13 protein-coding genes and 1 other annotated feature are annotated in these 13,882 nt (G+C 49.5%); of the genes, 5 read left to right on the top strand and 8 right to left on the bottom strand.

Features of this window, described 5'->3' with window-relative positions:
- Positions 1-149 precede the first annotated feature (149 nt).
- From RHD99_RS10880 to topA, 4 genes are all read right to left on the bottom strand, one after another.
- Positions 150-320: a YciX family protein gene (locus tag RHD99_RS10880; RefSeq protein ID WP_183269377.1), complete on the bottom strand. Its 171-nt coding sequence runs from the start codon at positions 318-320 to the stop codon at positions 150-152.
- 2 nt (positions 321-322) lie between these two features.
- Positions 323-451, bottom strand: coding sequence for a YmiA family putative membrane protein (locus RHD99_RS10875; RefSeq protein ID WP_221200559.1), 129 nt, complete (start codon positions 449-451; stop codon positions 323-325).
- A gap of 351 nt (positions 452-802) precedes the next feature.
- Positions 803-1,777 carry an HTH-type transcriptional regulator CysB gene (cysB, locus tag RHD99_RS10870; protein ID WP_309878760.1) on the bottom strand — a complete coding sequence of 325 codons (975 nt, stop codon included), beginning with the start codon at positions 1,775-1,777 and terminating at the stop codon, positions 803-805.
- A gap of 191 nt (positions 1,778-1,968) precedes the next feature.
- Positions 1,969-4,566: a type I DNA topoisomerase gene (topA, locus tag RHD99_RS10865; protein ID WP_309878759.1), complete on the bottom strand. Its 2,598-nt coding sequence runs from the start codon at positions 4,564-4,566 to the stop codon at positions 1,969-1,971.
- Between the two features lie 402 nt (positions 4,567-4,968).
- On the opposite strand from topA, the gene RHD99_RS10860 reads away from it, so the two are divergent.
- Positions 4,969-5,220 carry a YciN family protein gene (locus RHD99_RS10860; RefSeq protein WP_183269380.1) on the top strand — a complete coding sequence of 84 codons (252 nt, stop codon included), beginning with the start codon at positions 4,969-4,971 and terminating at the stop codon, positions 5,218-5,220.
- 50 nt (positions 5,221-5,270) lie between these two features.
- Here RHD99_RS10860 and sohB read toward each other — a convergent pair whose 3' ends face one another.
- Positions 5,271-6,320 carry a protease SohB gene (gene sohB / locus RHD99_RS10855; protein WP_183269381.1) on the bottom strand — a complete coding sequence of 350 codons (1,050 nt, stop codon included), beginning with the start codon at positions 6,318-6,320 and terminating at the stop codon, positions 5,271-5,273.
- A 270-nt stretch (positions 6,321-6,590) separates the two neighbouring features.
- Here sohB and RHD99_RS10850 point away from each other — a divergent pair, with 270 nt between their 5' ends.
- A complete protein-coding gene (locus tag RHD99_RS10850; protein ID WP_309878758.1) occupies positions 6,591-7,352 on the top strand; it encodes a YciK family oxidoreductase in 762 nt (253 codons plus the stop codon).
- Complete coding sequence (gene cobO / locus RHD99_RS10845; protein ID WP_309878757.1) at positions 7,349-7,939, top strand: cob(I)yrinic acid a,c-diamide adenosyltransferase; 591 nt, start codon at positions 7,349-7,351, stop codon at positions 7,937-7,939. Before RHD99_RS10850 ends, cobO begins: the two co-directional genes overlap by 4 nt.
- Positions 7,940-7,970: 31 nt before the next feature.
- Here cobO and rluB read toward each other — a convergent pair whose 3' ends face one another.
- The 3 genes from rluB to rnm form a co-directional block, all read right to left on the bottom strand.
- On the bottom strand, positions 7,971-8,849 hold the full coding sequence (gene rluB, locus RHD99_RS10840) for a 23S rRNA pseudouridine(2605) synthase RluB (protein ID WP_183269384.1): 879 nt from the start codon (positions 8,847-8,849) through the stop codon (positions 7,971-7,973).
- Positions 8,850-8,944: 95 nt separating this feature from the next.
- Entirely contained in the window at positions 8,945-9,565 is a 621-nt protein-coding gene (locus RHD99_RS10835) for an L-threonylcarbamoyladenylate synthase (RefSeq protein ID WP_309878756.1), read from the bottom strand.
- Positions 9,562-10,464, bottom strand: a complete 903-nt coding sequence (gene rnm / locus RHD99_RS10830; RefSeq protein WP_374708485.1) for an RNase RNM — start codon at positions 10,462-10,464, stop codon at positions 9,562-9,564. Before rnm ends, RHD99_RS10835 begins: the two co-directional genes overlap by 4 nt.
- A gap of 138 nt (positions 10,465-10,602) precedes the next feature.
- Positions 10,603-10,700 (top strand) — a sequence feature (Trp leader region).
- Positions 10,701-10,722: 22 nt separating this feature from the next.
- Between rnm and RHD99_RS10825 the strand changes: the two genes are divergently transcribed.
- Together RHD99_RS10825 and trpD are read left to right on the top strand one after the other, a co-directional pair.
- Positions 10,723-12,285 carry an anthranilate synthase component 1 gene (locus RHD99_RS10825; RefSeq protein ID WP_309878755.1) on the top strand — a complete coding sequence of 521 codons (1,563 nt, stop codon included), beginning with the start codon at positions 10,723-10,725 and terminating at the stop codon, positions 12,283-12,285.
- Positions 12,285-13,880: a bifunctional anthranilate synthase glutamate amidotransferase component TrpG/anthranilate phosphoribosyltransferase TrpD gene (gene trpD / locus RHD99_RS10820; RefSeq protein ID WP_309878754.1), complete on the top strand. Its 1,596-nt coding sequence runs from the start codon at positions 12,285-12,287 to the stop codon at positions 13,878-13,880. Before RHD99_RS10825 ends, trpD begins: the two co-directional genes overlap by 1 nt.
- The last annotated feature ends 2 nt before the right edge of the window (positions 13,881-13,882 follow it).

The following is a 13,882-nucleotide window of genomic DNA, read 5'->3' as shown; positions in this document are numbered from 1 at the left end:
CACTTTATGAAAACACCGGGACTGAATAAAAACTCAATCTCGTTGAATATTGCTGTGTGTAGCGATGAAGTAAAGAGTGAGCGACTAGTCACAATTAATAAAAAAGTGTGATTAACCGCAAGTTAAATAAAGGTGAACGAAAAGAATGATTATTGTTTTATATGATCATCTGTTGAAAACAGTTCGATGAACTCTTTTTGTTGTTGAGTCAGTTGCCACGATTCTGGAATCTGAACGTCGTCAGACTTCGCCTCTTGCTGTGGTTTTTCATCTTGCTGACGTACAGTTTTCTGTGCTTGCATCTGTGTCAGGGTTGTCATGTTTACCCCCAGTAAATCCACGCTGCCAGCGCAACGACTAGCCAAAACAGGCCTGATACGAGAAACACCGCTATCCAGGCTTTACGTTTAAGCCCTGATTCCATCTGCGGTTCTTCACTTCCAGAAGGCATTGCTAACCTCATACAATCGGCACCACTTATCATAAAAACCCAAACAATCGGTAGAATTAATCGCCAGCTGGGATAAATCCTAAAGAAACTCTAGTACAAAAGCCAGAGAAATTGCTTACCAATTGCAGGAAAAGATTTAATCTTTTGACCTCAAATAAATAATTGAAAGATTAAATTTGCAGGGTGGTTAATTATTATCTACGTTTGTCTCTTAATTGAGACAGATTAACCACTTATAATTCATGGTTAATAAAGATCTGGCGGGATATTAATTATCAGGCGGATTGAAACATATTCTTAATTGCAAATGAGAAAAGGTATCTTTCCCCTGGGAAAAGATACCTGACGATATTATTTTGCGGGCAATTTAATATCTTTAAACATGGCTTCAATATCTTCGTTAGAGCGCAATGCGACTGCGGTATCAACAACATCACGAGTCATATGCGGCGCAAAACGCTGAATAAAATCATACATATAACTGCGCAAGAATGTACTGCGACGGAAACCAATTTTGGTGGTGCTGTGGCTAAATACACCCTGCGCTTCGATACGGACCAGATCCGGATCAGAAACGGGATCAACCGCCATACTGGCAATTACGCCCACGCCTAACCCCAAACGCACGTAGGTTTTAATCACATCGGCGTCTGTTGCGGTAAAGACGATACGCGGCGTTAACCCTGCGCGATTAAACGCAGTGTCTAATTCAGAACGCCCAGTAAAGCCGAAGGTATACGTGACTAACGGATATTGCGCCAACTCTTCAATTGAGACGGACTCTTTCGATGCTAACGGATGGTCTGGCGTCACGACAATCGAACGGTTCCAGTGATAACACGGTAACATCACCAAATCATCGTAAAGATGCAATGCTTCTGTCGCTATCGCAAAGTCCGCATTGCCCTTAGACACCGCTTCCGCAATTTGCGTCGGCGAGCCCTGATGCATATGCAGCGAGACACGAGGATAACGTTCAATAAAGCCTTTAATCACATTTGGCAACGCGTAGCGCGCTTGCGTGTGTGTCGTGGCGACGTACAAAGAACCTTTATCGGGCCAGGTATGTTCACCGGCGACCGACTTAATCGCATCAACTTTAGACAGCACTTCGCGGGCAATCCGGATAATCTCTTGCCCGGCAGGCGTCACTTGCGTCAAGTGTTTGCCACTGCGCGCAAAGATCTGAATACCCAGTTCATCTTCCAACATCCGAACTTGTTTACTGATCCCCGGTTGCGAAGTATAAAGCCCTTCTGCCGTCGACGAGACGTTGAGGTTGTGATTCACCACCTCTACGATATAACGAAGTTGCTGTAGTTTCATGGCGTTCCATCCGCAGTAAAAACAGCCCCGACACAAACAACGGCGGGGATTCAGACAAGGTAAAATTCATTACAGCCACTATATCAGTTATACCCTATTTGTATAGTTTGAAAGAAAAAATAATAATCAGGTTATATAAGCAGATATAAAAAAGCCGGAACACAGGTTCCGGCTTTCAATGTTAAAGAGAGTTATTTCTTCCCTTCAACCCACTTACCATCCACAAAGAACGCTGACCAACCGGTCGCTTTGCCTTCTTTTTCGGAAGAAACATACTGCTGCTTAGTTTTACGGCTAAAGCGCACAACCGCTTTGTTACCTTCAGCATCTTGCTGTGGGGCATCTGCCAGATAACGCAGTTTTTCTGGCAAGCGATCGCGGAAGCGGTACAGTTCTTCAACCAGTGGCGCACGTGTTTCACGAGATTTAGGGAATGTGTTTGCCGCAAGGAAAACACCCGCCGCACCATCGCGCAATACAAAGTAAGCGTCTGACTTCTCGCAAGGCAGTTCTGGTAATGGAACGGGATCTTCCTTCGGTGGAGCCACATCGCCATTACGCAGGATCTTACGGGTATTTTTACAATCGTCGTTCGTACACGCCATGTACTTACCAAAACGACCCATTTTCAGGTGCATTTCAGAACCACATTTCTCACATTCAACGATTGGGCCGTCATAACCTTTGATGCGGAACTCACCCTCTTCGATCTCGTAACCGTCACACGTTGGGTTATTACCACACACGTGTAGTTTACGTTTTGGATCAATCAGGTAGCTGTCCATCGCGGTACCGCATTTAGTACAGCGACGTTTCGCGCGCAGAGCGTTGGTTTCCGCGTCATCCCCTTCAAGTACGTTGAGGACTTCGTTTTCCGGCACCAGGTTAATGGTGGTTTTGCAGCGCTCTTTAACTGGCAATGCATAACCGGAGCAACCCAGGAACACGCCGGTACTGGCGGTACGGATACCCATTTGACGGCTACACGTTGGGCAATCGATGCTTGTCAGAACCATTTGGTTTGGACGCATACCGCCTTCTTCTGGATCCAGCTCAGCTTTACCAAGCTGCTCACTGAAATCACTGAAGAAGTTATCCAGAACCCCTTTCCACTCAGCCTGATTATTGGCTACCTGGTCGAGGCTGCTTTCCATTTGCGCGGTAAAATCGTAATTCATCAGCTCACGGAAGTTTTCTTCCAGGCGATCGGTAACAATTTCACCCATTTTTTCAGCATAGAAACGGCGGTTCTCTACACGCACATAGCCACGATCCTGGATAGTGGAAATGATTGATGCGTAAGTAGACGGACGGCCGATACCTCGTTTTTCTAACTCTTTTACCAACGAAGCTTCGCTAAAACGAGCAGGTGGTTTAGTAAAGTGTTGCCCCGGTACGACGTCAACAAGCGCCAGTTCATCACCCTGCTCAACAGCTGGCAATGTACGGTCTTCGTCTCCCTTGCGCAGCGCAGGCATGACCTTAGTCCAGCCATCAAAACGCAGCGTACGGCCACGCGTTTTAAGACGGAAATCACCCGCCTGCACCGTTAAGGTGGTGGAGTCGTATTGTGCAGGTGTCATTTGACACGCAACAAACTGACGCCAGATCAGCTGGTAAAGTTTTTGCGCGTCAGCTTCCATATCCTTGAGCGACTCGGCAACCACACCCACGTCAGAAGGACGAATCGCTTCGTGCGCTTCTTGCGAGTTTTCTTTGCTGGAATACTGGTTCGCGGCAGCTGGAAGATATTTCTTACCGAAATTCTCCTCGATATAACCACGCACCATGCTCACTGCATCCTGGCTCAAGTTGGTTGAGTCGGTACGCATGTAAGTAATATGACCCGCTTCATACAGACGCTGAGCCATCATCATGGTTTTCTTCACGCCAAAACCAAGACGGGTACTTGCAGCCTGCTGCAACGTGGAGGTAATAAACGGCGCACCAGGTTTGCTGCTGGTTGGTTTATCTTCACGCTCAAGCACGGAATAACGTGCTTTTTCCAGTTCGCTAACCGCAGACATGGTCTGCTCGCGGTTAACCGGACGGAACGGTTTGTCTTTATGGTGGCTGACCTGAACCGGCAGACTGTCACCTTTCGGCGTCGTCAGATTCGCATCAACTTCCCAATATTCTTCGGGTACGAACGCTTTAATTTCGCGTTCGCGGTCAACAACCAGACGCACAGCAACAGACTGAACGCGACCGGCAGATAAACCACGGGCAATTTTCTTCCACAGCAGTGGCGACACCATGTAACCCACAACGCGGTCCATAAAACGACGCGCTTGCTGTGCGTTAACACGGTCGATGTTCAATTCGCCCGGCTTTTCAAATGCCTGTTGAATGGCATTTTTCGTAATTTCGTTAAACACAACGCGGCTATAGCGTGTGTCGTCGCCACCGATAACTTCCCGCAGGTGCCATGCAATGGCTTCCCCTTCGCGGTCAAGGTCGGTTGCGAGATAGATATGGTCTGCTTTTTCAGCCAGCGACTTCAGTTCTGAAACCACTTTTTCTTTACCAGGCAGCACTTCGTATTGTGCTTCCCAGTTGTGCCATGGATCGACACCCATACGATTTACGAGCGCGCCGCGTTCATCCTTTTTGACCTTTTTGGTCCCTTTGGTCGAGGCGGAGTCAGCGCTCTTCTTGGTGGTTGATCCACTGGTCGGCAAATCACGGATATGACCGACGCTGGATTTAACCACGTAGTCATTGCCGAGATATTTGTTGATCGTTTTGGCTTTTGCCGGGGACTCAACGATGACGAGAGCTTTACCCATATTCACCTTTACCTAATGTAATTCTTCCAGAAAACGTCGCACGTTAGTTACACCTTCCACTGGCGACTCGCTTTTCTATATTGCGACAGCGCCAATGGATATCAACTCTTTTTTCATCATCAACCCGATTGCGCCAACATACGCAGGTGATTGAGATAGCGAGCCTTTCACATCGGTGTCATAGCACGACGGATGTTTGGTTGAATGTCAAGCAATTCCGTTGCCAGATTTGCGAAAGCGTCACACTCTACCTGATAAAATGAGTTACGCAACTTTATTAGCATGCAACTTCGATTCCTGCCAGAACAGTAAACTGATTAAATCACCCGAGGTTTACAGGGAAATATTGCCCTTTGCAGTATAGCGGAAGTACACTACTGCCAGTTTTTAAAGGAGGAAATCATGAAACCGACCACTCAACCTATCGATAAACAATCGCTACTCGTTGAAGCCAATAAAGTCATCCGCGAACATGAAGATTTCATGCACGGAATGGAAGCAACGGATGTAGAGCAAAAAAACGGGGTGCTGGTGTTCAAAGGTGAATACTTCCTTGATGAGCAAGGCTTACCTACCGGGAAAAGCACCGCGATTTTTAATATGTTTAAGCATCTTGCGCATGTGTTTGCCGATAAATATCACCTGCAAGATTAAAGTAAAAACGAGGCCATTTGGCCTCGTTTTCATTTTCAGTAATAATTTGCTTAGAGCAACGGTTTTTCACCACGTTGCCACCAACGCAGCAACAGACTATCAATGCTATTTGCCGCACTCCCCGTAAAACGATCCATCATTTTTTTACGGCGCGTGTAATGCACATTAATGACCTCATGATTTTTCATCAGATTAATCAGTAAATCATCGCTGGTGCTTACCGCATCAATCAGGCCTTTCTCTAGCGCTTGCGTACCGTACCAATGCTCACCTGTGGCCACTGAATCAATGTCCAGAGAAGGACGCATGTCATGCACAAACTGTTTAAACAACAGGTGAGTTTCATTCAGGTCTTCACGGAATTTCTCACGACCCTGCTCGGTATTTTCACCAAACAGTGTCAATGTGCGTTTGTACTGCCCTGCCGTATGCAGCTCAACATCGATATCATTACGTTTTAGCAGGCGGTGAAAGTTTGGCACCTGTGCGACGACGCCAATTGAGCCAATAATAGAAAACGGTGCGGCGACAATTTTGTCTGCCACACACGCCATCATGTAACCCCCGCTGGCCGCGACTTTGTCCACAGCGACCGTCAGACGCACTTTGTTGTCACGCAGGCGCTGTAATTGCGAAGCCGCAAGTCCATATCCATGCACGACGCCACCAGGGCTTTCCAGCCTCAGTAGAACCTCATCCTCAGGTTTCACAACGGCTAACACTGCCGTTATCTCTTCACGCAAAGAAGTGACTTCGTGGGCATCCATACTCCCTTTAAAATCCAACACATAAAGCGTTGGTTTATCGGAAATAACCTTTTCACCCCGTTTAGCACGGGCTTTAGCCTGTTTTGCTTCGAGTTTGTGTTTTTTCTTCTCAGCTTTATGCCAGATTTTTTGCTGATGGCTGTCGAGCCTTGCCACCTGCATTTCTTCCTGCATTTCCTGGTACTGTTCACTTAAATTGGTGAGCCGTAATTCCCCACGTTGATGTTTTTTACGCCCAGCCACATTCACGATAATCGTGACAAGAATGCCAATAGCAGCAACGACAGTGACAATTTTTGCCAAAAACAGCCCATAGTTTGCAATTAGATCCACGCTTTCCGCCTTCCATTCAGAGCATTAATACCTGGCGCCCAGTGTAACCGAGCGCTGATTCCACGTCTGCAACCAACTATAAATGCTGCGAGGCGCATTCCTGAACGGCTTTAGCAAAATGAAACTTTTGCAAAATGTTAATCAAAGGTATTGTCTCCTGTTGCCTGATTGAAATAACCAGCCCTTTCAGGCATAAAGCCTAAAGGCTAAGTAAACCCAGGCATTTCTGAGAATTAAGACGCGAGCTTTGCATCGCGCGAGGAGTTGAAAGTGCACTATCAACCGAAAACCGACTTACTGCAAAATCGCATCATCTTAGTGACAGGTGCCAGTGATGGCATCGGACGAGAAGCCGCCTTAACCTATGCACGTTACGGGGCAAGCCTCGTGCTATTAGGTCGTAATGAGGAAAAATTACGTACCACAGCCCAGGAGATCACCACCCGCTACGGGGGCCAGCCGCATTGGTTCGTGCTGGATTTTGCTACCGCTACACCTGAAAATTGTCAGCATCTGGCACAAAAACTGTCAGGGCTTATCCCTCGTCTGGATGGCGTTTTACACAATGCCGGGATCCTCGGCGATGTTCGGCCAATGGATGAGCAAGATCCGCAAACGTGGCAAAACGTCATGCAGGTTAATGTCAATGTCACCTTTTTCCTGACTCAGGCTCTGCTTCCTTTATTACTGAAATCAGATTCAGGGTCGCTGGTGTTTACCAGTTCCAGTGTCGGCCGCCAGGGGCGAGCGGGTTGGGGAGCTTACGCAGCGTCGAAATTCGCCACTGAGGGAATGATGCAGGTGTTGGCCGAAGAATATAAACAACAGAATCTGCGCGTAAATTGTATTAATCCAGGCGGAACACGTACCGCAATGCGCGCCAGTGCATTTCCAACCGAAGACCCCGACAAACTGAAAACGCCACGAGATTTGATGCCGCTTTATTTATGGCTGATGGGTGATGATAGTCGCCGTAAAACAGGCATGAGCTTTGATGCGCAACCCAACCGTAAACCAGGAATTTCCGAATGAGTGAAGATCGTTATCAACAACGCCAGCAGCGACAAAAAGAAAAAGTAGACGCGCGTGTGGCGGCAGCACAAGAAGAACGCGGCATTTTGATTGTCTTTACCGGAAACGGGAAAGGTAAAACCACCGCTGCGTTTGGCACAGCTTCGCGCGCGGTAGGACACGGTAAAAAAGTCGGCGTCATCCAGTTCATCAAAGGCCAATGGCCGAATGGGGAACGTAATTTACTCGAACCCTTGGGTGTCGAGTTTCAGGTAATGGCGACAGGTTTTACCTGGGACACGCAAAACCGCGAAACCGATACCGCCGCCTGTACGGAAGTGTGGCAGCATGCAAAACGTATGCTCGCTGATAGCTCACTTGATATGGTTATCCTCGACGAAATCACTTACATGGTGGCTTACGATTACTTACCGCTTGAAGAGGTGCTAGCCGCACTGACACAACGCCCAGAGAACCAAACAGTGATTCTGACTGGCCGCGGATGTCATCGGGATATTCTTGAAGTCGCTGATACGGTCAGTGAATTACGACCGGTTAAGCACGCATTTGATGCAGGTGTCAAAGCGCAAATCGGTATCGATTATTAAAAAAAACCCCTCGCTTGAGGGGTTTGATTTTTTAGCTGCTGCGTCCACCGCGGCGGCCACCACCCGTGACTTGGGTGTGGCGTTTTACCGCACGACGAATTTGATTCGCCTTCATGCGACGACGGTCTTTTTCAACCGCAACTTTACTTTCTGTTTCTTCTGGCAACTCTACCAATTTACGCAGGTAGTTAGTCGGAGCCAGATCGAGTTCAGTGTAACCACCACGCGGCAGGCCTTTTGGCAACTGAATGTCACCGTAACGCACACGGATCAAACGGCTAACCTGTACGCCGACTGCTTCCCAAAGACGGCGAACTTCACGGTTGCGGCCTTCAGTCAGAGTCACGTTGTACCACTGGTTAATACCTTCACCACCGGTAAACTTGATGGTTTTGAACGCTGCAGGGCCATCTTCAAGCTGAACGCCACGCGCCAGTTGTTTCACTTTGTCTTCGTCAACCTGACCGAATACACGCACAGCATATTCACGTTCAACTTCACGGCTTGGGTGCATCAGGCGGTTTGCCAGCTCACCGTCAGTTGTGAATAACAGCAGTCCGCAGGTATTTACATCCAGACGACCGACTGCAATCCAGCGTGCACCACGCAGTTTGGGTAAACGGTCAAATACCGTTGGACGCCCTTCCGGGTCATTACGTGTACACAATTCGCCTTCCGGCTTGTAGTACGCCAGTACGCGGCAAATCTGTTCTGCGGATTCTTTAATAGAGATCAGGTGACCATCGATACGAATTTTCAGGGCCTGAGTCACTTCAACACGGTCGCCCAGCGTGGCAACTTTGCCATCCACACTAACGCGGCCTGCGGAAATAATGGTTTCAATTTCACGGCGTGAACCGTGGCCGGCGCGAGCCAGGACTTTTTGTAACTTTTCGCTCTTATCGCTCATTGAGCTTCCTCGGGTGTCGCCTTCACAGGCGTCGAATTGGGATAATGGGGCACATCAGCCCCATTTTAGGCCGGACAGTATAGCCGTAGACGCACTTATAAGAAAGGTTTAGCGTCACCCACGCCTTCGCGGATAACCGCTGGTGCATCATCGGTTAAATCCACTACGGTCGTGGGTTGCTGGCCAAGATATCCACCGTGGATAACCAAATCGACCACCTTCTCAAGACGATCTTTAATTTCTTCCGGATCTGACTCCGTAAATTCGCTGCCAGGTAACATCAGCGAAGTCGACAACATAGGCTCGTTCAACACTTCCAGAAGCGCTAACGCTATAGGATTGGAAGGTACGCGCAAACCGATGGTCTTACGTTTTTCCTGCAACAAACGTCGCGGGACCTCTTTGGTGCCTTTCAGAATAAATGTGTAATTACCCGGCGTGTTATTTTTGATTAAGCGAAACGCCACGTTATCCACAAATGCGTAGGTCGAAAGTTCCGATAAATCCCGGCACATTAAGGTGAAATTGTGTCCATTGGGTAACTGACGAATACGACAAATACGTTCCATTGCCGATTTATCTTCAATTTTACAGCCCAACGCATAACCCGAATCGGTTGGGTAAACAATAACGCCGCCTTTGCGAACTATCTCCACCGCCTGATTAATCAGGCGCTGCTGGGGATTATCTGGATGAATATAGAAAAATTGACTCATACTGCCCTCTCTTTTGCGATGTGGCTGCTACCCCAATTCTGCCAGACAGGTTCTACACCTGCCGGTAGCCAAAGCTTGCGTCCAAGCTCTATCCACGCACACGGCATATGGAAATCGGAGCCCTGCGATGCCAGCAAATTAAACTGCTGGGCATAGCTGGCAAGTTGGGTACGCTCATTTGGGGCTTGCTGACACTGCGCGACTTCCATTGCATCGCCACCACTTTCGGCAAACTGCGCCAGCAATCTTTTCAGCCATTTAGCCGTCAGGTCATAACGGCCTGGATGTGCCAGAACCGCCTGCCCGCCAGAATGATGAATCACATCAATAGCTTGTTCTATTGTACACCACTGAGGCGGAACGTAACCGGTTTTCCCTTTTGCGAGATACTTCTTAAACACGTCAGCCATATTATTGGCTTTACCACACTCCACCAGGAACCGCGCGAAATGCCCGCGAGTCACTTCCCCACCGTTAGCATGGCGCATCGCCCCCTCAAGCGCCCCAGGGATGTGCGCTTTTTCAAGCCGCTCAGCAATTAACGCCGCACGTTGTACACGTCGCTCACTTTGCTGGGCCAGAAACGCAGTCAGCGCCGGATGATGTTCATCTACACCTAAGCCAACGATATGGATTTCATGGTTTTCCCAAAGGGTGGAGATCTCCACGCCACTGATTAAACGCAAAGGTAGCTGGAGGCGTGATATCGCTTCCCTTGCCGCAGCAATTCCGGCTACTGTGTCATGGTCAGTAATGGCCAGAATACCAACACGCATATCCACAGCACGTTGCACCAGCGCCTCAGGTGTTAGCAGGCCATCTGACGCAGTGGTATGGCTATGTAAGTCGTAAATCACCGCAAGTGTTGGTTCGCTCAAAATGGCTCCGGATGTGCTAATAAAAGAAAAACGCCGCTCATGATAACGATATTCACTGATAACTAAAAATCGCTATTGACTTTGATTCATCGAACTAGTTAACTAGTACGCAAGTTCACACGACAAAGGTATCTGAAAATGAAAGCGATAATCCGCATGCACAGCTGGTGGCGTACTTCCTGAAAACGGGCAGTGTAATCGCTATGGCTGTAATTCAGCCCAGATACCAGGCCCGCCAACTAAGCGGGCCTTTTTTTGAACAAAATATGAGAGCAGAACATGCAAACACAAAAACCAGCGCTCGAATTACTGATTAATGACGCGCCATATCGGGATAACCCAACGGCAGTATTCCATCAACTTTGCGGTGCTCGCCCGGCAACCTTGCTGCTTGAATCCGCCGATATTGACAGTAAAAACGATTTGAAAAGCCTGCTGTTAGTCGACAGCGCGCTACGTATTACCGCATTAGGTGACACCGTCACTATTCACGCACTTTCAGAGAACGGCGCTTCACTGCTCCCACTGCTTGATGCCGCACTGCCTGCCGGTGTTGAAAACGAACACTCTCCTCAAGGCCGCGTACTGCGCTTCCCGGCGGTTAGCTCGCTACTCGATGAAGATGCGCGTCTGTGTTCACTGTCAGTATTTGACGCGTTCCGCCTGATGCAGGAACTGGTTACCGTGCCGGAAAACGAGCGCGAAGCCATGTTCTTCGGCGGTTTATTTGCCTATGACCTGGTCGCAGGGTTTGAAGCACTGCCAACCCTTGAGCAAGATAACAATTGCCCTGACTACTGTTTCTATTTGGCAGAAACACTGCTGGTTATCGATCATCAGAAAAAGAGCACCCGCATCCAGGCCAGCTTATTTACTCCGTCAGCATCAGAAAAACAGCGTTTGATTCAGCGTGCTGCACAACTGAGCAAGCAAATGCAGCAAGAACCTGCTGCGTTGCCCGTACAGAAAGTTGAGCACATGACCTGCGAGTGCAACCAGAGCGATGAAGAATTTGGCGACGTGGTGCGCAAAATGCAAAAAGCGATTCGCATCGGTGAAATTTTCCAGGTTGTTCCTTCACGCCGTTTCTCACTGCCGTGCCCTTCTCCACTTGCGGCTTACCAGACGCTGAAGAAAAGCAATCCAAGCCCGTACATGTTCTTCATGCAGGATAACGACTTCACGCTGTTTGGCGCATCGCCTGAAAGTTCACTTAAGTATGATGCGGCATCGCGTCAGATTGAAATCTATCCCATTGCCGGCACTCGCCCACGTGGTCGTCGTGCTGACGGTTCTCTTGACCGCGATCTGGATAGCCGCATTGAACTGGAAATGCGTACTGACCATAAAGAGATGTCCGAACACCTAATGTTGGTTGACCTGGCACGTAACGACCTGGCGCGCATTTGTACCCCGGGCAGCCGTTATGTTGCTGACCTGACTAAAGTCGACCGCTACTCCTTTGTGATGCACCTGGTTTCTCGCGTTGTCGGTGAATTGCGTCACGATCTTGACGTGCTGCACGCCTACCGCGCCTGCATGAATATGGGCACCCTGAGCGGCGCGCCAAAAGTCCGTGCGATGCAATTGATTGCCAAAGCAGAAGGCGTTCGTCGCGGCAGTTACGGTGGTGCTGTGGGGTATTTCACTGCACATGGCGATTTGGATACCTGCATCGTTATCCGCTCCGCCTACGTTGAAAATGGCATTGCCACCGTTCAGGCTGGCGCTGGTGTGGTACTGGATTCTGTACCGCAGTCCGAAGCTGACGAAACCCGCAACAAAGCCCGCGCTGTACTGCGCGCCATTGCCGCCGCGCATCACGCACAGGAGATTTTCTGATGGCTGACATTCTGCTGCTCGATAACATCGACTCGTTTACCTACAACCTGGCCGATCAATTGCGTGCCAATGGTCACAATGTCGTTATTTATCGTAATCACGTTCCTGCGCAGACCTTAATTGAACGTCTGGCGACTATGGACAACCCCGTACTGATGCTTTCTCCAGGCCCTGGTGCGCCAAGTGAAGCAGGTTGCATGCCCGAACTGTTAACGCGACTGCGTGGCAAATTGCCGATTATTGGTATTTGTCTTGGCCACCAGGCGATTGTTGAAGCATATGGCGGATATGTCGGCCAGGCGGGCGAAATCCTGCATGGAAAAGCGTCGATCATTTCGCACGATGGCGAGGCGATGTTCGCAGGTTTACCTAACCCACTCCCTGTTGCGCGCTACCATTCGTTGGTCGGCAGCAACATTCCAGCGGGTTTGACCATCAACGCCCATTTTGATGGCATGGTTATGGCCGTGCGCCACGATGCTGATCGTGTATGTGGATTCCAGTTCCACCCGGAGTCTATCCTCACCACACATGGTGCTCGTCTGCTTGAGCAAACCCTCGACTGGGCGCTGCTGAAGTTAAAACAGGCCAACACGCTGCAACCGATTCTCGACAAACTTTACCAGGCGCAAACTCTCAGCCGTGAAGAAAGCCACCAGCTTTTTGCCGCTATCGTGCGTGGCGAGCTGAAGCCAGAACAACTGGCGGCGGCCCTGGTCAGTATGAAAGTGCGCGGCGAGCATCCGAACGAAATCGCAGGCGCAGCTACCGCGTTGCTCGAAGCCGCAGCGCCATTCCCAAGCCCTGACTATCCGTTTGCCGACATCGTCGGGACCGGTGGTGACGGCAGCAACAGCATAAATATCTCCACCGCCAGCGCATTTGTTGCTGCCGCGGTCGGATTGAAAGTGGCCAAACACGGTAACCGCAGCGTTTCCAGTAAATCAGGTTCATCAGACTTATTAGCCGCATTTGGGATCAACCTCGAAATGAGTGCTGAAACTTCGCGCAAAGCGTTAGATGAATTGGGCGTTTGCTTCCTGTTTGCACCGAAATACCACACTGGTTTCCGACATGCGATGCCCGTGCGCCAACAGTTAAAGACGCGTACCCTGTTTAACGTATTGGGGCCATTGATTAACCCTGCGCATCCGCAAATGGCATTGATCGGCGTTTACAGCGCAGAACTGGTTCTGCCCATTGCAGAAACTCTCCGCGTGCTGGGTTACAAACGTGCAGCAGTCGTACACAGCGGTGGAATGGATGAAGTTTCTCTGCACGCCACGACGCAAGTTGCTGAATTGCACGACGGGGAAATCAAAAGTTATCAACTGGAAGCCGCAGACTTTGGCCTACCTGCCTATCATCAGGATCAGCTTGCAGGCGGCACACCGGAAGAAAACCGTGACATTCTCACCCGCCTGTTACAAGGTAAAGGTGAGACCGCTCATGAGTCTGCAGTCGCGGCAAACGTCGCCATGTTGATGCGTCTGCATGGACAAGAAGATCTTAAAGTGAATGCACAACGAGTGCTGGAAGTGCTGCGCAGCGGCGCGGCATACGACCGGGTAACAGCACTGGCAGGAAGAGGATAAGT

The sequence above is a fragment of the Buttiauxella selenatireducens genome (genome assembly GCF_031432975.1).
Classification (GTDB): Bacteria; Pseudomonadota; Gammaproteobacteria; order Enterobacterales; family Enterobacteriaceae; genus Buttiauxella; species Buttiauxella selenatireducens.
Note: the sequence above shows the minus strand (reverse complement) of the source record. Positions and strands in the feature narration are given on the sequence as shown.